Genomic DNA, 19,403 nt, shown 5'->3' on the forward strand with positions numbered 1-19,403 from the left:
TGAAGGTCAGTCCTCCATCGCCTCCAGCTCGTCGATGAAACCTTCGATCATGGACAGGCCCTTGTCCCAGAATTTGGGGTCGGTGGCGTCCAGGCCGAAGGGGGCCAGCGACTCTTTGTGGTGCTTCGATCCGCCTGCCTTCAGCAGGTCGAAATACTTGTCCTGGAACCCTTCGGGCGCGGCTTCATAGGCGGCATACAGCGCGTTCACCAGCCCGTCGCCGAACGCATAGGCGTAGACATAGAAGGGCGAATGGACGAAGTGCGGAATATAGGCCCAGAAGGTTTCATACCCTTCCATGAAATCGAATGCCGGGCCCAGGCTTTCGGCCTGCACCGACATCCACAGCGCGTTGATGTCATCGGGGGTTAGCTCGCCTTCGCGCCGGGCAGCGTGGAGTTTGCATTCGAAATCGTAGAACGCGATCTGGCGGACCACGGTGTTGATCATGTCCTCGACCTTACCGGCCAGCATGACTTTGCGCTCTTCCTTGGTTTCGGCCTTTTCCAGCATTTTGCGGAAGGTCAGCATTTCCCCGAACACCGAGGCCGTTTCGGCCAGTGTTAGCGGGGTCGAGGACAGCATTTCGCCCTGATCAGCCGCCAGCACCTGGTGCACCCCGTGGCCCAGTTCATGCGCCAGGGTCATCACATCGCGCGGTTTGCCCAGATAGTTCAGCATCACGTAAGGGTGCACCTCGGTGACGGTGGGGTGGGCAAAGGCGCCGGGGGCCTTGCCGGGTTTCACGCCCGCGTCGATCCAGCCCTTGTCGAAAAAGGGCTGCGCGATCTCGCCCATACGGGGATCAAAGGCGGAATAAGCCTCCATAACGATGTCTTGGGCCGCGTCCCAATCGACGGTCTTGGTGTCCTCCATCGGCAGGGGGGCGTTGCGATCCCAAACCTGCATCCGGTCCAGACCCAGCCATTTGCGTTTCAGCTCATAATACCGGTGCGACAGGCGCGGATAGGCGTCGACCACGGCGTTGCGCAGCGCCTCGACCACCTCGGGTTCCACGTCGTTGGACAGGTGCCGCCCGGTCTGAGGCGTGGGCATCTTGCGCCAGCGGTCCATGACCTCTTTTTCCTTGGCCTGCGTGTTGTGGACGCGGGCGAAGGTTTTGATATTGGCGGCAAAAACGCGGGCCAGCTCGTGCGAGGCGGCCTCGCGTTTGGCGCGCTCCTGCTCGGTCAGCAGGTTCAGCGTGCCTTCGATGTTCAGCTCTTCGCCGTCCACGGTGAATTCCAGCCCGGCGATGGTTTCGTCGAACAGTTTTTCCCACGCGTCCCCAACAACCCCCAGATCATGCAGGAATTGTTCCATCTCGTCGGACAGTTGGTGCGGCTTCATCGCGCGGATGCGGTCGAACACGGGTTTATAGCGGGCCAGATCGGCGTTTTCGGCCAGCATCGCGGCCAATTTGTCATCCTCGATCCGGTTCAGTTCCAGCGTGAAAAACACCAAGGGCGTGGTGAAATTGGTGATCTTTTCCTGGCAATCGGACATGAATTTCGCCCGCTCCGCATCCACCGTCAGCTGGTAATAGCGCAGGCCCGCATAAGACATCACGCGCCCGGCCTTGGTGCTGATCTTCTCGTTGCGCAGCACGCATTCCAGCAGGCCATCAGCATCCAGCGTGTCCAGCTTGCCCGCGTAATCGGCGGCAAAGGCGGCGCATTCGCCCTCCAGCCAGTCCAGATCGGCGGTCAGCTCGGGCGCGTCATCGGCGGCATACAGATCGGTCAGATCCCACTCGGGCAGATCCCCCAAACCGTCAGAGCCGGACCCGGCATTGGCGTCGCGCACGGGGAAGGGAAGCTGGAACATGGAAGACCTCTTTTCTGATTGCCCAACAGACATAGGACGGGCGCGCGCGGGCCTCAAGGGCTTGTGCGTGGCGGGCGTGCGGATATGGTGGCCTTCGAGCAAGAGGGGAGCATCATGCGTTACGTTCGCTATGGTCAACCGGGGGCCGAAAAGCCCGGAGTTCTGGATGCCAAGGGCCGCGTGCGCGATCTGTCTGGCGTGGTCAGCGATCTGTCGGGTGAGGTGTTGGGCGCGCTGCCTCAGGTGGACCCGGAAACTCTGCCATTGGTTGAGGGCGAGCCGCGTCTGGGCATCCCTGTGGGGGGGATTGGCAAGCTGGTCTGTATCGGACTGAACTACCGCGATCACGCCGAAGAGGCCGGGATGGCCATCCCCGAAGAACCGATTGTTTTCATGAAGGCCACAAGCGCGCTGAACGGGCCGAATGATCCGGTGCTGATCCCGCGCGGGTCCCTAAAATCGGATTGGGAGGTCGAACTGGGCGTGGTCATCGGTAAGCCTGCGAAATACGTCAAGGCTGCGGACGCGCTGGACTATGTGGCCGGGTATACGATCGTCAATGACGTGTCTGAACGGGCCTTTCAGGCCGAACGCGGCGGGCAGTGGACCAAGGGCAAAAGCTGCGACACCTTTGGGCCTGTCGGTCCGTGGCTGGTCAGCCGGGACGAGGTGCCTGACCCGCAGAACCTGAACCTGGAACTGGATCTGAACGGCAAACCGGCGCAGCGCGGGAATACCGCGTCAATGATTTTCACCGTCGCCCAGATCATCGAACATCTGACCGAGATGATGAGCCTGCAACCGGGCGATGTGATCGCGACGGGGACGCCTCCGGGTGTTGGAATGGGCATGAAGCCCCCGCAATTTCTGAAATCGGGTGACGTGATGGAACTGCGGATCCAGGGGCTGGGGGCTCAGCGCCAAGAGGTCGGGCAGGACTAAGCCTTAGCAGGCAACTTTTTCGGGATCTGCCATGCGGGCATCGTCAAAAAAGCGCAGGATGCGGGTCATTGCGTCTTGTCGCATCTGTGGCGTTTCCATCAGGACCTCGTGTTCACCATTTTCGACCATGATCAGCTCGCCACCCGGCCAGCTGGCCATGCGGTTTTCGATCCGCCGTGGGTCGACGATACGCTCGTTGGTGCCCAGGAAGGTCAGGCAGGGCAGGTTGGGTGCGGGTAGGCGGCTAAGCTCTAGCGTTTCCTTTAGCGCCTCGTGCAGCCAATTCAGGCTGGGCCCGCCCAACGACAGTTCTGGATGCGCCATAATGTGATCCTGCATAAGTGTATACATGTCCACATCGGTGGTTAGAGTGTTGTTTTCAAAGGGCTCTGCCAGAACATAGGCCTGAGTCCGTGTGCCCGGCGCCAAACCATGCGATGTCCCCAAAACCCGACTGGCCCAGGTGATCGCCCAAGCAGCGGGGCGGGTCGCTGGGTGCATGATGATGCCCCACATCGGACCGGTAAATACACAGGCCTGAACAGGCAGGCCCTGCATCACAGCGCGCAGGCCAATGGCTCCGCCCATGGAATGCGCGATCAGAAAATAGGGTTTGGGCAGGTTCAGCGCCTCGGCGGCATCGACCATGGCGGCCACGTCATTCTGGTAATCCAGAAATTCATCGACATGGCCAATCTGGGGGTCTTCTAACAGACGGTCGGCCAAGCCCTGTCCGCGCCAGTCCATTGCCAAGGTGGCATAGCCGCCCTGTTCCAGGGCGACCGCCGTATGCACATATTTTTCGGCATATTCCGTGCGGCCGGGAAACAAGAGCACTGTTCCCTTTTCGGCCTTTTGCCCCCACAGAACGGCGCGCACACGCACATCGTCCTGCGTTTCCAACCAATACGCGGCACCATCGGGTGCGATCTGGGAAATATCGGTCAGAAAAGGAGCAGGGGTCATTTCATCAGGCCAGAGCCGCGCCCAGCTGCATGGCCTTACCCATGTCGCCGTCAACGGACAGTTTGCCGCTCATGAAGGCGGCGGTTGGGTTCATGTCACCGGTCATCATTGCCTCGAAGGTGTCGGCATCTGCGGTCAGGGTGACGTCGGCTTCGTCATCGGACAGGCGTGCGCCCTGGGCGTCCACGACAATCGCGCCTTCGCCTTCGATCACGAACTTTGCCGAACCGTCAAAATCAACGTCGGTCATTTTTTCGTTCAGCGCGGCGACTGCGGCTTCCATCTTCTCGCTCATGGTCTCTTCCCTTTAATTTGATAGCCCGGGGGTGGTCAAAATGGCCCGGCGCGTTACAGTTGATATTGTTATGAGCGTGAAGAAATACAATCTCAAACGTATCGTCGCGGCAACCGTGCTGACAGTAACGTTTTCCATACCTTTACAGGGTTGGGCTGATTCTGCGTCGGTTTCGGTGCCGGACATGTTGCAACAGCTGAAGACCGCGGACGAGACCGAAGCCAAGCGCCTGGCCGAAGAGATCGCGCTGCGCTGGGGGCATTCTGGGTCGCCCGCGATTGATCTGCTGCTAAAACGCGGCATGGATGCGGCGCAGCGTGGAGATTTCACCCAAGCGATCGGACATCTGACCGCCCTGACTGACCACGCTCCGGAATTTGCCGAGGGCTGGCATCAGCGCGCCAGCACCTATTTCCAGATGGATCGATACGGTCTGGCAATGCATGATCTGGAACGCGCGCTGCACCTGAACCCGGACAATTTTCAGGCCATCTATGGTTTGGGGGCGATCCTTGAACAGGTTGGCAAGCCCAAACTGGCATTCGAGGTCTACAAGCTTGCGCTAACGGTCTACCCGCACTACGAGGAAGCCAAAGAAGCCATTGCGCGCCTTGGTTCTGCGGTCGCTGGGATCAAGCTTTAGGCGCGGATTAGTCGGACAAGGACGGCCCCACATGGCCCAGAATGCGCGGATCACGGCTGTCCTCGGGCCGACCAACACGGGCAAGACCCATTATGCCATCGAACGGATGCTGGGCTATCGCACCGGCGTGATTGGCTTGCCGCTGCGCCTTTTGGCGCGCGAGGTCTATGACCGGATCGTTGCCGCGCGTGGGCCCTCGGTGGTGGCGCTGATCACGGGCGAAGAACGGATCGTACCGCCGCGCGCGCAATACTGGGTCTGTACGGTCGAGGCGATGCCTGACGGCATGGGCGCCGATTTCGTGGCCATTGATGAAATCCAGCTGTGCGAAGACCCCGAGCGCGGCCATGTCTTTACCGACCGTCTGCTGCGCGCCCGCGGTCTGCACGAAACCGTGTTTCTGGGCGCCGATACCATCCGCAGCACCATCGCCCAACTGGTGCCTGGCGTTGAATTCATGCGCCGTGAACGCATGTCGCAACTGACATATACCGGCCCCAAGAAGATCAGCCGGATGAAACCGCGCAGCGCCATCGTGGGGTTCTCGGTCGAGGACGTCTATGCCATTGCCGAGCTGATCCGGCGCCAGCGGGGCGGGGCGGCCGTTGTGATGGGCGCTCTGTCCCCGCGCACGCGCAATGCTCAGGTCGAGCTGTATCAAAACGGGGATGTGGATTTCCTGGTGGCCACGGATGCTATCGGGATGGGGCTGAATCTGGATATCAACCACGTCGCGTTTTCCTCGATCATCAAGTTCGACGGGCGGCGGATGCGCTATCTGCACGCCAACGAGCTGGCCCAGATCGCTGGCCGGGCCGGGCGCGGCATGTCGGATGGCAGCTTTGGCGTCACCGGCGAGGCCCCCGATCTGCTCGAAGAAACCGTCGAGGCCATCGAAGAGCACCGCTTCACCCCCATCCGCAAGATCCAGTGGCGCAATGCGGCGCTGAAATTCGGCAGCACCGATTCACTGATCCGCAGCCTGGAAGAGCAGCCCAAACACGAATTGCTGCTGCGCGCGCGGGACGCGGATGATCTGAAGGCGCTGAAATCGCTGCAATCAGTGGCAGAAATCCGCGCACGGGCCAGTGATGCGCAATCTGTCCGTTTGTTGTGGGATGTTTGTCGCATTCCCGATTTCAGAGGGATCAGTCACAACGAACATGTGGGTTTGTTGGAGCAGATCTTTAACGATCTGCACGAATATGGGCGTGTCCCCAACGATTGGCTGGCCAAACAGGTGCAGCGGATTGACAGGACAGAAGGCGACATTGACACATTGTCGAAACGTCTGGCTTTTATTCGCACATGGACATATGTCGCTCAGCGTTCAGGTTGGGTTGACGATGAAACCCATTGGCGCGAAGAGACTCGCGCTGTAGAAGACAGACTGTCAGATGCGCTGCATCAGCGACTGACTCAGAGATTTGTGGACCGGCGCACATCGGTTTTGTTGCGGCGGCTCAAACAGAAGGAGGCCCTTTTGGCCGAAGTGAATGATCAGGGTGAAGTGACCGTCGAAGGCGAATTCGTCGGTCGTTTGGAAGGGTTCCGGTTCCGTCAGGATAAAGACGCAACTGGGCAAGAGGCAAAGACTTTGCGTCAGGCCAGTCTGCAGGCGCTGGCGCCGCATTTCAATCTGCGCGCCGACCGGTTCTATAACGCCCCCGATACCGAGATCGACTTTACCGAACAGGGTGGCCTGATGTGGGGCGAGCATGCCGTGGGCAAGCTGGTCTCGGGGGCTGATCCGCTGAAACCCGAAGTGACCGCATTCGTCGATGACGAGGCTGGCGCGGACGTGGCGCAAAAAGTGCAGCGCCGTTTGCAGCACTTCATTGATCGCAAGATCGCAGCGCTGTTCGAACCGCTGCTGGCCATGAGCGCAGATGAAGCACTGCCCGCAATGGCGCGTGGTTTTGCGTTCCAGCTGGTTGAAAACTTCGGCATCATCCCGCGCGGCCAGGTCGCCGACGAGGTGAAAGCCCTGGATCAGGACGCACGCGGCACCCTGCGCAAGCACGGTGTGCGTTTCGGTCAGTTCACGATTTTCATGCCGCTGCTGCTGAAGCCCGCGCCGACCCGTCTGCGCCTGGTGCTGTGGTCGCTGGCCAAGGGGCTGCAAGACTTCCCCGAAGCGCCCCCGCCCGGTCTGGTGACCGTGCCGGCGCTGGCAGGCATGCCCGATGGGTTCTTTGCGATGTCCGGCTATCGTGCCTCGGGCGAGCGCGCGATTCGGATCGATATGCTGGAGCGTCTTGCGGATATGCTGCGCGCCGAAGACAGCCGCGGCGGGTTCGAAGCCAAGGCCGACATGCTGTCGATCACCGGCATGACGCTGGAACAGTTCGCGGACCTGATGCAGGGTCTGGGTTATGCCGCCGAAAAGGGCGAGCGCGAAAAGGTCAAGGCGGCCCCCGCCGAAACCCCGGCGCCCGAGGCACCTGAGGCCTCGACCGAGCCAGAAACACCCGCGGAAACGGCTGAAACGGCCCAAGCGCCTGCTGAAACCGTGGTTGACGCCACCGCCGAGGCCCCTGCAGACGCTGCGGCTCCGGCCGAGCCCGAAACCGAGGTGTTCTATACCTTCACCTGGGGTGGGCGTCGTCAGGGCGGCAACCGCCCGCGTGGGGATCGCCCCCGTGGCAAACAGGGCGACCGTCCCCGCAATGACCGCAAGGGTGGCAAACCGCGTCGCAACTCCAAGGGGGGGCGTCCGAACAAGGCCAAGACCTTTGAATCCCGCCCACCCAAGAAAGAAAAGCAGATCGACCCCGACAACCCGTTCGCAGCGGCGCTGATGGGGCTGAAAGACAACAGCTGATCGCGGGATGACCACCGCGACCGTAAAGCTGCGTGTCGATAAATGGCTCTGGTTCGCGCGTTTCTATAAAACGCGCGGGCTGGCCAGTTCGAAGGTGACGGGGGGGCATATACGCGTCAACGGCACCAAGATCGCCAAGGCCTCGTATGGGATCAGCGTGGGGGACGTGCTGACGCTGCCGCAAGGGAACCAGATTCGCGTGGTAAAGGTCCTGGCCCTGGGAACACGGCGCGGCCCCGCACCCGAAGCGCAAACGCTGTACGAAGATATGACCGAACCCAAGGACGACGTCCCTGCCACGCCTAAATTTGAAGGCAAAGGGCGTCCAACCAAGCGCGACAGACGAAAGATCGACCTTGGTCGCGCTGGGGAACTTGAATGATCAGGGCCATTGTTCTAGCTAAGGCCAGACAAAATGATGGAAGAGAAATATGACCTACGTCGTCATCGATAACTGCATCGCCTGTAAATACACCGACTGCGTCGAGGTATGCCCGGTGGACTGTTTTTACGAAGGTGAAAACATGCTGGTGATCCATCCCGACGAATGCATCGACTGCGGCGTGTGCGAACCCGAATGCCCGGCCGACGCCATCCGCCCGGACACCGAACCGGACATGGAAAAATGGGTCGAGTTTAACCGCAAATACTCGGAAGCCTGGCCGGTGATCGTGTCCAAAAAGGACCCCATGCCGGGCTATGAAGAGAAAGACGGCGAAACCGATAAGGTGACCAAGTATTTCTCGGAAGCTCCGGGCGAAGGCGGCTAAGGCCAATTCGCCATTTGGGCGGTCGTTTCCGATTTTCCTGCCTGAATATGATCAAAAGCCCTTATTCTTAAGGGCTTTTCTGCGTCGCAGCCCAAGTGTTTAAGTTGGGTGCATTTTGTGCTATTATGTCAGACATATGACGAAGATCACTTGATATCTGGCCTTCGCGCTGCTGCCCTTGGGGGCCTATGCGAATACAAACAAACTGACGAGGCGATGCGTTGCCCCGCCAGTTTTCTTGTCGCCTGATGATGGGGATCCTTGCAAGGAAGGATTGCATGAGCAAAGCAAAGAAATCGGAATTCAGCCCGAACGATTACGTGGTCTACCCGGCCCACGGCGTTGGGCAAATCGTGTCCATCGAAGAGCAGGACGTCGCGGGCTTCAAGCTGGAGGTGTTCGTCGTCTCCTTTGAGAAGGACAAGATGAAACTGTCCGTGCCCACCAACAAGGCGCAGGAAATCGGCATGCGGTCGTTGTCCTCGCCCGATGTGGTTAGCCAGGCGATGAAGACGCTGAAGGGCAAGGCCAAGGTCAAACGCGCGATGTGGTCGCGTCGTGCCCAGGAATACGAACAAAAGATCAACTCGGGCGACCTGATCGCAATTGCCGAGGTGGTGCGCGACCTGCACCGCACCGACGATCAGCGCGAGCAGAGCTACTCTGAGCGTCAGCTGTACGAAGCAGCGCTGGAGCGTCTGACCCGCGAAGTGGCCGCCGTCTCGGGCGCTGACGAAGGCGATGCCGCCAAGCAGGTGGGCGATGTCCTGATGAGCCGCGCGGCCTGATCCGACGCGACAAACCGATGATGAAATGGCGCTTTCGGGCGCCATTTTTTCTGCGCGGATGCCCGCAGACATAGGGGCGCCGTGACGGCAAAGTCCTGAATTTTACGGAGGATTTCGAATTGGAGCGGGCGAGGCGATTCGAACGCCCGACCCTAACCTTGGCAAGGTTATGCTCTACCCCTGAGCTACGCCCGCACCATTTCGTGAGGCGGTAAATAAGAAATTGACCCGCGCGGCGCAAGAGGAAAACGACCAAAAATACCGAAAAAATTGTGGATAGATTTCGGGGGGATAGGAGGCAAAATCGCTGCGTGCAGAAACGAAAAAACGCGGCCGAAGCCGCGTCTTTCGTGTTCCCTGTGAAGGGAGATTTTGGAGCGGGCGAGGCGATTCGAACGCCCGACCCTAACCTTGGCAAGGTTATGCTCTACCCCTGAGCTACGCCCGCTTCCTTGGGTGAGGCGTGAAATAGGCCGTATCACCGGGGGGTTCAAGCAGAAAATCACGGTTTGATGAAAAAATTCAAACGGGCGGGCGCAACCTTGCCCAGACACGGCCCTGACACGAAAAAGGGCGCGCCGAGAAGCGCGCCCTTCCTGGTCCTGTCGGCTTGGTTATTCCAGCTCGATCAGCAGGTCCTTGGCGTCGATCTGAGCGCCGGGCGAGACATGCAGCGCCTTGACGGTGCCTGCGCGTTCGGCGTGGATGCCCGTTTCCATTTTCATCGCTTCAATGGTCAGCAGCAAATCGCCTTCGCTGACCTGTTGTCCGACCGAGACGCCGACGCTGGCCACAACACCAGGCATGGGCGCGCCGATATGGGCCTCGTTGCCGGCCTCGGCCTTGGGACGTGCGGCAGTGGTGGACTTGATCAGGCGGTTGGGCACACGGATCACGCGCGGCTGACCGTTGAGTTCAAAGAACACCTTCACTTCGCCATTTTCGTCCGTTTCCCCAATGGCTTGCAGACGGATTTCCAGGGTTTTACCCGGATCGATCTCGGCCGAGATCTCTTCACGCGGTTCCATCCCATAGAAGAAGGTTTTGGTCGGCAGGGTGCGCACGGGGCCGTACTGGCGGTGACGCCCCATGTAGTCCAGGAACACCTTGGGATACATCAGATAGCCGTTCAGATCCTCGTCATCGATCTCCATCCCGTCCAGTTCGGCGCTGAGCTTGGTGCGCTCGGCCTCCAGATCGACCGGGGGCAGGTGTTTGCCGGGGCGTTCGGTGTTGGGGGCTTCGTCCTTCAGCACCTTCTTCAGGATGGTGTCGGGGAACCCGCCCGGAGGCTGGCCCAGGTTGCCGCGCATCATATCGACGACGCTGTCAGGGAAGGCGACCTCTTTGTCGGCGCTTTCCACCTCGTCGCGGGTCAGGTTTTGGCTGACCATCATCAACGCCATGTCGCCCACCACTTTCGAGGAGGGCGTCACCTTAACGATATCGCCGAACATCTTGTTGACCTCGGCATAGGTGTGGGCGACCTCGTGCCAGCGATCCTCGAGCCCCAGGCTGCGCGCCTGCGCCTTGAGGTTGGTGAACTGGCCACCGGGCATTTCGTGCAGATAGACCTCGGAGGCAGGGGCGGCCAGGCCACTTTCAAACGCCACATACTGCGCGCGCACCTGTTCCCAATAATCGCTGATCTCGCGCACCTTGCCGATGTCCAGGCCGGTGTCACGGTCGGTATGGGCCAGGGCCTCGACGATCGAGCCTAGGCAGGCCTGCGAGGTGCCGCCACTGAAGGCATCCATCGCCGCATCGGCCGCATCCACGCCCGCATCGGCAGCGGCCAGAATGGTTGCGCCCGCGATGCCGCTGGTGTCGTGGGTGTGGAAATGCACAGGGATCGACAGCTCTTCTTTTAAGGCCTTCACCAGCACGCGCGCGGCGGCGGGTTTCAGCAGCCCGGCCATGTCTTTCAGACCCAGAACATGAGCGCCCGCGGCCTCCAGCTCTTTGGCCATGCCGACATAGTATTTCAGGTCATACTTGGCGCGATCCGGGTCCAGAATATCGCCCGTGTAGCAGATCGTGCCTTCGCAGATCTTGCCGCTGTCCACGACCGCATCCATGGCAACGCGCATGTTTTCCACCCAGTTCAGGCTGTCGAACACACGGAAGACATCCACGCCGGTGTCAGCAGCCTGACGCACGAATTCCTGCACCACGTTGTCGGGATAGTTGGTGTAACCGACGCCGTTGGACGCGCGCAGCAGCATTTGCGTCAGCACGTTGGGCATGGCGGCGCGCAGGTCGCGCAGGCGCTGCCAGGGGCATTCCTGCAAGAAGCGGTAAGCCACGTCGAACGTTGCGCCGCCCCAGCATTCCACGCTGAACAGCCCGGGCAGGTTGGCCGCATAGGCCGGCGCCACGCGGATCATGTCGATCGAGCGCATGCGGGTCGCCAGCAAGGATTGGTGCCCGTCGCGCATGGTGGTGTCAGTCAGCAGCAGTTGCTTTTGATCCAGCATCCAATCGGCCACGGCCTTGGCGCCTTTGTCCTCCAGCAATGTGCGGGTGCCGGGCAGGATTTCGTCGCCCTTAGCGGGCGGTTTGGGCAGCTTCACATCCTCGGGCTTGGGGCGTCCTTGGGTTTCAGGGTGCCCGTTGACGCTGATGTCGGCGATATAGGTCAGTACCTTGGTGCCCCGGTCGCGACGCTGATCGAATTTGAACAGCTCGGGCGTCGTGTCGATGAATTTGGTGGTGTATTCGTTCGACAGGAAAGTCGGGTGCTTCAGCAGGTTTTCCACGAACGCAATGTTGGTGCTGACACCACGGATACGGAATTCGCGCAGCGCCCGATCCATCCGCGAGATCGCGGCCTCGGGTGTTTGTGCATGGGCCGTGACCTTCACCAGCAGACTGTCATAGTAGCGCGTGATCACCCCGCCCGCATAAGCGGTGCCGCCATCCAGACGGATGCCCATGCCAGTGGCCGAGCGATAGGCGGTCAGGCGGCCATAATCGGGGATAAAGTTGTTCTGCGGGTCCTCGGTGGTGATCCGGGTTTGCAGCGCGTGGCCATTCAGGCGGATTTCCGACTGGTCGGTCTTGCCGGTGGCCTCGGCCAGGGGTTTGCCCTCGGCGATCTTGATCTGAGCCTGCACGATGTCGATGCCGGTCACCTCTTCGGTGACGGTGTGTTCGACCTGCACGCGGGGGTTCACCTCGATGAAGTAGAATTTGCCGCTGTCCATATCCATCAGGAATTCAACGGTGCCCGCGCATTCATAGTTCACATGGGCGCAGATGCGGCGGCCAAGTTCGCAGATCTCGTCGCGCTGTTCTTGCGTCAGATAGGGCGCAGGGGCGCGTTCCACGACCTTTTGGTTGCGGCGCTGGACCGAGCAATCGCGCTCCCACAGGTGGTAGATTTCGCCGTGCTGGTCACCCAGGATCTGCACCTCGACGTGGCGGGCGCGGGTGATCATCTTTTCCAGATAGCCTTCGCCGTTACCAAAGGCGGCTTCGGCCTCGCGGCGGCCTTCCAGAACCTTTTCTTCCAGCTCGTCTTCGGCGTTGATCGGACGCATGCCGCGTCCGCCGCCGCCCCAGGACGCCTTGAGCATCAGGGGATAGCCGATCTCGGCGGCTTCTTTCTTGATGGCCTCCATGTCATCGCCAAGAACCTCGGTGGCGGGGATGACAGGCACGTCGGCGGCGATGGCAACCTTGCGGGCGCTGGCCTTGTCGCCAAGCGCGCGCATGGTTGCAGCCTTGGGACCGATAAAGGTGATGCCATTCGCGGCACAGGCGTCCACAAAATCGGGATTTTCCGACAGCAGGCCATAGCCCGGGTGGATCGCATCAGCGCCGCTTTCCTTGGCGACGCGAATGATCTCTTCGATGCTCAGATAGGCCGCGACAGGCCCCATCCCTTCGCCGATCCGATAGGCCTCGTCCGCTTTGAAGCGGTGTAGGCCCAGCTTGTCTTCTTCGGCATAGATCGCAACCGTCTTTTTCCCTAGCTCGTTCGCGGCCCGCATCACGCGGATGGCGATCTCGCCCCTATTGGCGATCAGGATTTTTTGAAAATCAGGCATCAGAAAGCTCCCCTCATTGGCATCTGTCCTGGTGAAAGTTGATCATTGCTAGCGTTCTGCTGCGTCGCAGCGCAATACCTAGTCGTACGGAGTCCGTAAGATTTCTGTAACATTCAGGGGTATAAAAGGTATTTGCCCTACATATACCCGGGAATAAAAACGACATTATTGTATAATAACGACAAAAACAAGCATCCCACAGCTGCATTCAGCCTATCAGCGCAACGTGTGGTCTGCATGTATTGTTAGCGCTAGCATCGGCGAGGCAGAGGGCGAATCAGGTCAAACGTGCCTCTAAATCAGTCAAAGTGGCGGCGCCCAGCTGTCCAAGATTGGCCAGCAGATCGCGCCGCAGCATGTCGGTCAGATGAGCGGGGCCCGCAGACCCAAGCGCGCCCAATGCATAGTGCCAGGCGCGGCCCATCATCACGAAATCAGCGCCCAGGGTCAGCGCGCGGCAGATATCCAACCCGCCCTCAATGCCGCTGTCAAAGATCACCGGCAGCTGCGTCGCGGCCCGGATCGCGGGCAGCACCTCGATGCTGGCGGGCGCCGCATCGAACTGACGGCCGGCGTGATTACTGACCCAGATACCGTCCACGCCTGCGGCCTCTAACTTGGGCACGTCGCCCGCGTCCAACACGCCTTTGACCACCAGAGGGCCATCCCATTCGTCGCGCAGTGCCTGCAAATAGTCCCAATCCGGCGAGGTGCGCAGCAGGTATCCAACGTGTTCGGTCGAGCTAAGGCCCGTCACCGCATCCGCATAGCCATCAATCAGCCGCATCCGAGGCATCCCGTGTTTCAGGGTTCCAAGCGCCCAGGCCGGACAGCGCGCCACCTGTGCGAGCAAACGCGGTGTCAGTTTGGGCGGGCTGGTCAGGCCGGATCGTGTCTGGCGTTCGCGGCGGCTGGCCACGGGGACATCGACGGTCAGCACCAGCACGCGGAACCCCGCATCGCGCGCCCGTCTCAGCATATCTGATCGGATCGAGGGATCACGCGGCGGATAGATCTGAAACCAGCCGTTGCCGTCCAGACAATCTGCCACGTCCTCGGGGGTGCGGCTGGCCACGGTGGAAAGGCCATAGGGCAGGCCTTGGCGCGTGGCCTCGCTCGCCAACAGGCGTTCCGCATCCGGCCAGAACAGCCCCGACATCCCCACCGGGCTGACACCAAAAGGCAGGGGATGACTTTGCCCGAACAGATTGACCGACAGGTCCGGCGTGATCTCTCCGTGCAGGATCGAGGGCATGAGCAACACCTCGTCCAGCTTGGCGCGATTGCGCGCTTGTGTGGCCTCGGATCCGGTGGCGCTGTCCAGATATTCGAACACGAACCAGGGCATCCGCTGACGCGCACGCGCTTTCAGATCGGAAATCGCAGGGTATTTTTGGTGCAGATCCATAGCGGTATTTGGGCGCGGGATGCCGCGAATGTCCAGCACTGTGCAATCACGAAATATATGCGAACATACGGGGAACAACACTTTATCTTGCGACGCGGGGGCGCTAGATTGCCAGCTATGAGTTACTTTGATGAAAACGATGCCTTCGAGGGCGCCTCTTTGTCCCAGCGTGCCATGGCGGCGCGTCCGATGTCCTATCTGGACGAGCTGAACGCCGCCCAACGCGCCGCTGTCGAAGCCTTGGATGGCCCCGTTCTGATGCTGGCCGGCGCGGGGACGGGCAAGACCAAGGCGTTGACCACGCGCATCGTGCATCTGTTGAATACCGGGCGGGCTCAACCGAACGAGATTCTGGCCGTGACCTTTACCAACAAGGCCGCGCGCGAGATGAAAAACCGCGTGGGTAATCTGTTGGGGCACGCCGCCGAGGGGATGGGCTGGCTGGGCACGTTCCATTCGATCTGTGTGAAGCTGCTGCGCCGCCATGCCGAGCTGATCAGTGTGGACGTTGAGGCGCCGCAGGGGGGGCTGGAACGCTCTTTGCACCTGAAATCGAATTTCACCATTCTGGATACGGATGATCAGATCCGCCTGCTGAAACAGTTGATCCGCGCCAATAATATCGACGAAAAACGCTGGCCGCCCCGGCAACTGGCCTCGATCATCGACAGCTGGAAAAACCGCGCCTGGACTCCGGAACAGGTGCCAGCTGCCGAAGCGAGCGCATTTAACCATCGTGGCACGGAACTCTATGACCAGTACCAGCGCCGCCTGATCGAGCTGAACGCCGTGGATTTCGGTGATCTCTTGCTCCATATGGTCACGATTTTCCAGAACCATGACGACATTCTGGAACGCTACCGCCGCTGGTTCTGCTATATCCTGGTCGACGAATATCAGGATACGAACGTGGCCCAATACCTGTGGCTGCGGCTGCTGGCGGGCGGGCACAAAAACATCTGTTGTGTGGGCGATGACGACCAGTCGATCTATGGCTGGCGCGGGGCCGAAGTGGGCAATATCCTGCGGTTCGAAAAGGATTTTCCCGGCGCCGAGGTGATCCGGCTGGAGCAGAACTATCGCTCGACCCCGCATATTCTGGCGGCCGCGTCGAATGTCATCAAGGGCAACGAAGGACGGTTGGGCAAGACGCTATGGACCCAAGCCGAGGACGGAGAAAAGGTCCGGCTGATCGGCCTTTGGGACGGCGAGGCCGAAGCGATCTGGGTCGGGGAAGAGATCGAATCCTTGCAGTCAGGAACTTCTTCCATTGCCAAGCGAAGAAAAAATGTACGATCAACGTCAGCAACCCAAGAAATTGAGCGACTAGCTAAAGGTGGGAAGGTCTCCGGAAACCAGTATGGTGATATCCATCAAGTGAACCTTCAAAGGGCTGAAGCATTTTCCGCGGCAGGAAAAGATAACCTGCCATTGCCGCAGACTTTCGGACTAGATGAAATCGCGATCCTTGTGCGCGCCTCGCACCAGATGCGCGCCTTCGAGGATCGGTTTCTGACCATCGGTTTGCCCTATCGGGTGATCGGCGGGCCGCGATTTTATGAACGGATGGAGATCCGCGATGCCATGGCCTATTTCCGGGTCGTGACCTCGCCCAGCGATGATCTGGCGTTCGAGCGGATCGTGAACACTCCCAAACGCGGCCTTGGGGACAAGGCGCAGCAGACCATTCAAGCGGTCGCGCGTGCCAACGGCGTGCCCCTGCTGGAAGGCGCGCGATTGGCGCTGGCGGATGGGCTGATCAAAGGCAAAGGCGGTGCGAATTTGCGGCGGCTGGTCGATGATCTGGGGCGCTGGAACGGGATAACTCGTGGCCAGGTTCTTGCGTTCGGGGATGCGGGCGATGACGTGCTGGACGATGGCGCTGCGCAGCCTCAATTTGCTGAGCCCGAGGTCTCGCATGTGGAATTGGCGCAGATCATTCTGGACGAATTTGGTTACACGAACATGTGGCAGAATGACAAAACGCCCGAGGCTCCGGGCCGTTTGGAGAACCTCAAGGAATTGGTCAAGGCCTTGGAACAGTTCGAGAATTTGCAAGGGTTTCTGGAACATGTCAGCCTGATCATGGACAACGAACAGGGCGAGGGCGACGAAAAGGTCAGCATCATGACCCTGCACGCTGCCAAAGGTCTGGAATTCCCCGCCGTCTTCTTGCCGGGGTGGGAAGACGGGTTGTTCCCCTCGCAACGCAGCATGGATGAAACCGGGTTGAAAGGGCTCGAGGAAGAGCGTCGCCTGGCCTATGTGGGCATCACCCGCGCCGAAGAGCTGTGTACGATTTCCTTTGCCAGCAACCGGCGGGTGTTTGGCCAATGGCAATCACAAATGCCGTCACGTTTCGTGGATGAATTGCCCGATGACCATGTGGATGTGCTGACGCCTCCGGGGCTGTATGGCGGTGGCTATGGGGCCGCGCGGTCCGCGTCAGGTGTCGAAGCCCGCGCCGCCGAGGCGGACGGCTATGATTCCCCCGGATGGAAACGGATGCAGGAACGCGCCTCGCGGCGTCCAGTTGCGTCCGCCCGGTCGAACCGCAATGTCACGATTGACGCCACGGCCGTTGCGGCCTTCGAGGTGGGCGCGCGCGTGTTCCACCAGAAATTCGGCTATGGGAATGTCGTGGATGTGGACGGCGACAAGCTGGATATCGAGTTCGACAAAGCCGGAAGCAAACGCGTTGTGTCGCGCTTTGTGACCGCGCATGACGACATCCCGTTCTGATTCACCCCCCAGATTTACCAACACGAGTGGAGCCCAGTGCCGGGCGGTCCGCTGTTTTCGCATGTCCTGAAATAGAAAACGGCGGCACCCAGGGAGGAGGAGAGGGTACCGCCGTCTTATCAACGACCCACCCAGGGAGGAGGAGAGGGCGGTCGTATTCTGGTCAAGGATGCGGCGACCTCTAGGGAGGAGGAGAAGAGGTCGCCGCTCTTGACAACGATAGGTACCAAGGGAGGAGGCGGACCTATCGTATTCTGTTGTAAGTGCGGCGATCCCCAGGGAGGAGGAGAGGAGATCGCCGCGCTTAAGTACGAAGCTCTCAGGGAGGAGGAGAGAGCGTCGCATTCGTTTGGGCGTTGAGCCCGAATTTGGTGCGACGACATCAGGGAGGAGGAGAGATGTCGTCGCTTTTCCAGAAACCCCAGGGAGGAGGAGAGGGGTCTCCGAACTGAATTCTTAGTGCGCGTCGTAGACGTGCTCGTAGGCGACCGACCGGATCTGAGCGCGGCACAGGCCAAGGTCACGCAGTTCTGCGTTGTTCAGCGATGCCAGTTCGTTCAGTGTACGACGGTAAGTCTTGTACCGGGCGTAACGCGCGCCCAGGTTCTTAATCAGGGCGGCGAAACGATCAGTGTTGCCAGTGCTGGCGCTTTGGATGTCTGATGCGTAAGCCATAATGTTTCTCGTCTTGTTCTGCGCGTTTCCTGCGCTGTTGAGACTAAGATAGCTAATTGCTGCATCTGCACAATACTTTTTGCTGCATTGCAGCTATGCGCGAAATGCATAAGTATTGTTGACCTATCGTAAAGCGCTGAACCAATTGTGGAAACTGGGTATTTCCACCTTTTCCCAGAATGGCTGCTTTCTTGGTGTTTTGGGGCTTGTTTCCCGGGGGAAATACATCACCTATTGCGGCGACTTTTTGCACAGGAGGCCCAGATGGCAGTCACGCGCGAACAGGTACAGCAGGCGCTTACCCAGATCCAGATCCCCGGCGGAGGGACCTTGCTGACGCAAGACCTGGTGCGGGCCATGCGAATCGACGGCCCTGTTGTCAGCTTTGTCATCGAGGCTCCGAATGCCCAGGCGGCCCAAGCTCTGTCCGCGGTTCGGGATCAGGCCGAGGCTGCGGTGATGGCCCTGCCGGGTGTCGAAAAGGCCTCGGTCGCGCTGACGGCGCATGGTCCTGCGCAGGCCCCGCAACAGCCCGCCCCCAGTCTCAAGGTCGGGGGTCATCCAAAGCCACAGGCCGGCCCCACCAAACCCGCCGGAATTGACAAGATCATTGTCGTGGGCTCGGGCAAGGGGGGCGTGGGCAAATCCACTGTCTCGTCAAACCTGGCGGTGGCGCTGGCCAAGCAGGGGCGCAAGGTTGGCCTGCTGGACGCCGACATATATGGCCCCTCGCAACAACGCATGATGGGCACGACAAAACGCGCCGCCAGCCCGGATGGTAAGATCATCACGCCGTTGCACAATCACGGGGTGACGCTGATGTCGATCGGGATGATGATGGACCCGGAAAAGGCTGTGATCTGGCGCGGGCCCATGTTGATGGGGGCCTTGCAGCAGATGCTGGGCCAGGTGGACTGGGGCGAGCTGGACGTGTTGGTCATCGATTTGCCGCCGGGCACCGGGGATGTGCAGCTGAGCCTGTGTCAGAAAACCTTGTTGACCGGCGCTATTGTGGTCTCGACGCCGCAAGACGTGGCGCTGATTGATGCGCGCAAGGCCATCGACATGTTCAACACGCTGAAAACGCCGGTATTGGGGTTGGTTGAAAACATGTCGGTCTATCATTGTCCCAAATGCGGGCACGAGGCGCATATCTTTGGTCATGGGGGTGTCGCGGACGAGGCCGACAAACTGGGCGTGCCTTTGCTGGCGCAACTGCCCATCGATCTGGAGACGCGCCTGGCCGGGGACGCAGGAACGCCCATCGCGACGGGGGACAGCCCGATGGCGCAGGCCTATGCGCAGCTGGCGGACCGTTTGGTTCAGGGCGGAATGGCCTAACTCCATGGGGCCGCACCGGATCGGTGCGGGATTACATGGAACCCTTGGGAATTCACGGGAATTGCAGCGCGCCTGCCTTCGGATGACGAGGGTGGGCGCGAATCACTTTGGCTGAACACGCTGTGACTCG

Annotated in this window: 14 protein-coding genes and 2 tRNA genes; 8 read left to right on the forward strand and 8 right to left on the reverse strand. The window is 60.2% G+C overall.

Annotated elements, in window-relative coordinates; all coding sequences use genetic code 11:
* Positions 1-6: 6 nt before the first annotated feature.
* Positions 7-1,827 carry a M3 family oligoendopeptidase gene (locus ACXADQ_RS12955; protein WP_475321052.1) on the reverse strand — a complete coding sequence of 607 codons (1,821 nt, stop codon included), beginning with the start codon at positions 1,825-1,827 and terminating at the stop codon, positions 7-9.
* Positions 1,828-1,941: 114 nt separating this feature from the next.
* Here ACXADQ_RS12955 and ACXADQ_RS12960 point away from each other — a divergent pair, with 114 nt between their 5' ends.
* A complete protein-coding gene (locus ACXADQ_RS12960) occupies positions 1,942-2,769 on the forward strand; it encodes a fumarylacetoacetate hydrolase family protein (protein ID WP_475321056.1) in 828 nt (275 codons plus the stop codon).
* A 3-nt stretch (positions 2,770-2,772) separates the two neighbouring features.
* Here ACXADQ_RS12960 and ACXADQ_RS12965 read toward each other — a convergent pair whose 3' ends face one another.
* Positions 2,773-3,735: an alpha/beta fold hydrolase gene (locus ACXADQ_RS12965; RefSeq protein WP_475321060.1), complete on the reverse strand. Its 963-nt coding sequence runs from the start codon at positions 3,733-3,735 to the stop codon at positions 2,773-2,775.
* Positions 3,736-3,739: 4 nt separating this feature from the next.
* Positions 3,740-4,030 carry an SCP2 sterol-binding domain-containing protein gene (locus tag ACXADQ_RS12970; protein WP_475321065.1) on the reverse strand — a complete coding sequence of 97 codons (291 nt, stop codon included), beginning with the start codon at positions 4,028-4,030 and terminating at the stop codon, positions 3,740-3,742.
* Between the two features lie 70 nt (positions 4,031-4,100).
* On the opposite strand from ACXADQ_RS12970, the gene ACXADQ_RS12975 reads away from it, so the two are divergent.
* The 5 genes from ACXADQ_RS12975 to ACXADQ_RS12995 all read left to right on the forward strand — a co-directional run bounded on the left by ACXADQ_RS12975 (position 4,101) and on the right by ACXADQ_RS12995 (position 9,055).
* The gene (locus ACXADQ_RS12975; RefSeq protein ID WP_475321069.1) at positions 4,101-4,673 is read left to right on the forward strand and encodes a tetratricopeptide repeat protein; all 573 of its coding nucleotides are present in this window, start codon (positions 4,101-4,103) and stop codon (positions 4,671-4,673) included.
* A 31-nt stretch (positions 4,674-4,704) separates the two neighbouring features.
* Complete coding sequence (locus ACXADQ_RS12980; RefSeq protein WP_475321073.1) at positions 4,705-7,497, forward strand: helicase-related protein; 2,793 nt, start codon at positions 4,705-4,707, stop codon at positions 7,495-7,497.
* 7 nt (positions 7,498-7,504) lie between these two features.
* Positions 7,505-7,879: an RNA-binding S4 domain-containing protein gene (locus ACXADQ_RS12985; protein WP_475321075.1), complete on the forward strand. Its 375-nt coding sequence runs from the start codon at positions 7,505-7,507 to the stop codon at positions 7,877-7,879.
* A gap of 49 nt (positions 7,880-7,928) precedes the next feature.
* The gene (fdxA, locus tag ACXADQ_RS12990) at positions 7,929-8,267 is read left to right on the forward strand and encodes a ferredoxin FdxA (RefSeq protein ID WP_420566943.1); all 339 of its coding nucleotides are present in this window, start codon (positions 7,929-7,931) and stop codon (positions 8,265-8,267) included.
* Between the two features lie 278 nt (positions 8,268-8,545).
* A complete protein-coding gene (locus tag ACXADQ_RS12995; protein ID WP_475321080.1) occupies positions 8,546-9,055 on the forward strand; it encodes a CarD family transcriptional regulator in 510 nt (169 codons plus the stop codon).
* Between the two features lie 120 nt (positions 9,056-9,175).
* Here the strand turns inward: ACXADQ_RS12995 and ACXADQ_RS13000 are convergent.
* The 4 genes from ACXADQ_RS13000 to ACXADQ_RS13015 form a co-directional block, all read right to left on the reverse strand.
* Positions 9,176-9,250 (reverse strand) — tRNA-Gly (locus tag ACXADQ_RS13000).
* Between the two features lie 178 nt (positions 9,251-9,428).
* Positions 9,429-9,503: transfer RNA gene (locus ACXADQ_RS13005), tRNA-Gly, on the reverse strand.
* A gap of 166 nt (positions 9,504-9,669) precedes the next feature.
* On the reverse strand, positions 9,670-13,107 hold the full coding sequence (locus tag ACXADQ_RS13010) for a pyruvate carboxylase (protein WP_475321084.1): 3,438 nt from the start codon (positions 13,105-13,107) through the stop codon (positions 9,670-9,672).
* A 277-nt stretch (positions 13,108-13,384) separates the two neighbouring features.
* Positions 13,385-14,515, reverse strand: a complete 1,131-nt coding sequence (locus tag ACXADQ_RS13015) for an alpha-hydroxy acid oxidase (RefSeq protein ID WP_475326077.1) — start codon at positions 14,513-14,515, stop codon at positions 13,385-13,387.
* Between the two features lie 117 nt (positions 14,516-14,632).
* On the opposite strand from ACXADQ_RS13015, the gene ACXADQ_RS13020 reads away from it, so the two are divergent.
* Entirely contained in the window at positions 14,633-17,257 is a 2,625-nt protein-coding gene (locus tag ACXADQ_RS13020) for an ATP-dependent helicase (RefSeq protein WP_475321089.1), read from the forward strand.
* Positions 17,258-17,713: 456 nt separating this feature from the next.
* On the opposite strand, the gene ACXADQ_RS13025 is transcribed toward ACXADQ_RS13020, so the two are convergent.
* Positions 17,714-17,932 carry a DUF1127 domain-containing protein gene (locus tag ACXADQ_RS13025; protein WP_475321093.1) on the reverse strand — a complete coding sequence of 73 codons (219 nt, stop codon included), beginning with the start codon at positions 17,930-17,932 and terminating at the stop codon, positions 17,714-17,716.
* A gap of 264 nt (positions 17,933-18,196) precedes the next feature.
* Between ACXADQ_RS13025 and ACXADQ_RS13030 the strand changes: the two genes are divergently transcribed.
* Positions 18,197-19,273, forward strand: coding sequence for an Mrp/NBP35 family ATP-binding protein (locus ACXADQ_RS13030; protein WP_475321097.1), 1,077 nt, complete (start codon positions 18,197-18,199; stop codon positions 19,271-19,273).
* The last annotated feature ends 130 nt before the right edge of the window (positions 19,274-19,403 follow it).

The sequence above is a fragment of the Thalassovita sp. ABM4_323 genome (assembly GCF_056158665.1).

Excerpts from the sequence above, each read along its gene's own strand:
- ACXADQ_RS12965 (WP_475321060.1), bottom strand. The coding sequence starts at position 3,735 with ATGACCCCTGCTCCTTTTCTGACCGATATTTCCCAGATCGCACCCGAT.
- ACXADQ_RS13030 (WP_475321097.1), top strand. The coding sequence starts at position 18,197 with ATGGCAGTCACGCGCGAACAGGTACAGCAGGCGCTTACCCAGATCCAG.
- ACXADQ_RS13015 (WP_475326077.1), bottom strand. The coding sequence starts at position 14,515 with ATGGATCTGCACCAAAAATACCCTGCGATTTCCGATCTGAAAGCGCGT.
- fdxA (WP_420566943.1), top strand. The coding sequence starts at position 7,929 with ATGACCTACGTCGTCATCGATAACTGCATCGCCTGTAAATACACCGAC.
- ACXADQ_RS12985 (WP_475321075.1), top strand. The coding sequence starts at position 7,505 with ATGACCACCGCGACCGTAAAGCTGCGTGTCGATAAATGGCTCTGGTTC.
- ACXADQ_RS12980 (WP_475321073.1), top strand. The coding sequence starts at position 4,705 with ATGGCCCAGAATGCGCGGATCACGGCTGTCCTCGGGCCGACCAACACG.
- ACXADQ_RS13025 (WP_475321093.1), bottom strand. The coding sequence starts at position 17,932 with ATGGCTTACGCATCAGACATCCAAAGCGCCAGCACTGGCAACACTGAT.
- ACXADQ_RS12995 (WP_475321080.1), top strand. The coding sequence starts at position 8,546 with ATGAGCAAAGCAAAGAAATCGGAATTCAGCCCGAACGATTACGTGGTC.
- ACXADQ_RS12955 (WP_475321052.1), bottom strand. The coding sequence starts at position 1,827 with ATGTTCCAGCTTCCCTTCCCCGTGCGCGACGCCAATGCCGGGTCCGGC.
- ACXADQ_RS13010 (WP_475321084.1), bottom strand. The coding sequence starts at position 13,107 with ATGCCTGATTTTCAAAAAATCCTGATCGCCAATAGGGGCGAGATCGCC.
- ACXADQ_RS12960 (WP_475321056.1), top strand. The coding sequence starts at position 1,942 with ATGCGTTACGTTCGCTATGGTCAACCGGGGGCCGAAAAGCCCGGAGTT.
- ACXADQ_RS12975 (WP_475321069.1), top strand. The coding sequence starts at position 4,101 with ATGAGCGTGAAGAAATACAATCTCAAACGTATCGTCGCGGCAACCGTG.
- ACXADQ_RS12970 (WP_475321065.1), bottom strand. The coding sequence starts at position 4,030 with ATGAGCGAGAAGATGGAAGCCGCAGTCGCCGCGCTGAACGAAAAAATG.
- ACXADQ_RS13020 (WP_475321089.1), top strand. The coding sequence starts at position 14,633 with ATGAGTTACTTTGATGAAAACGATGCCTTCGAGGGCGCCTCTTTGTCC.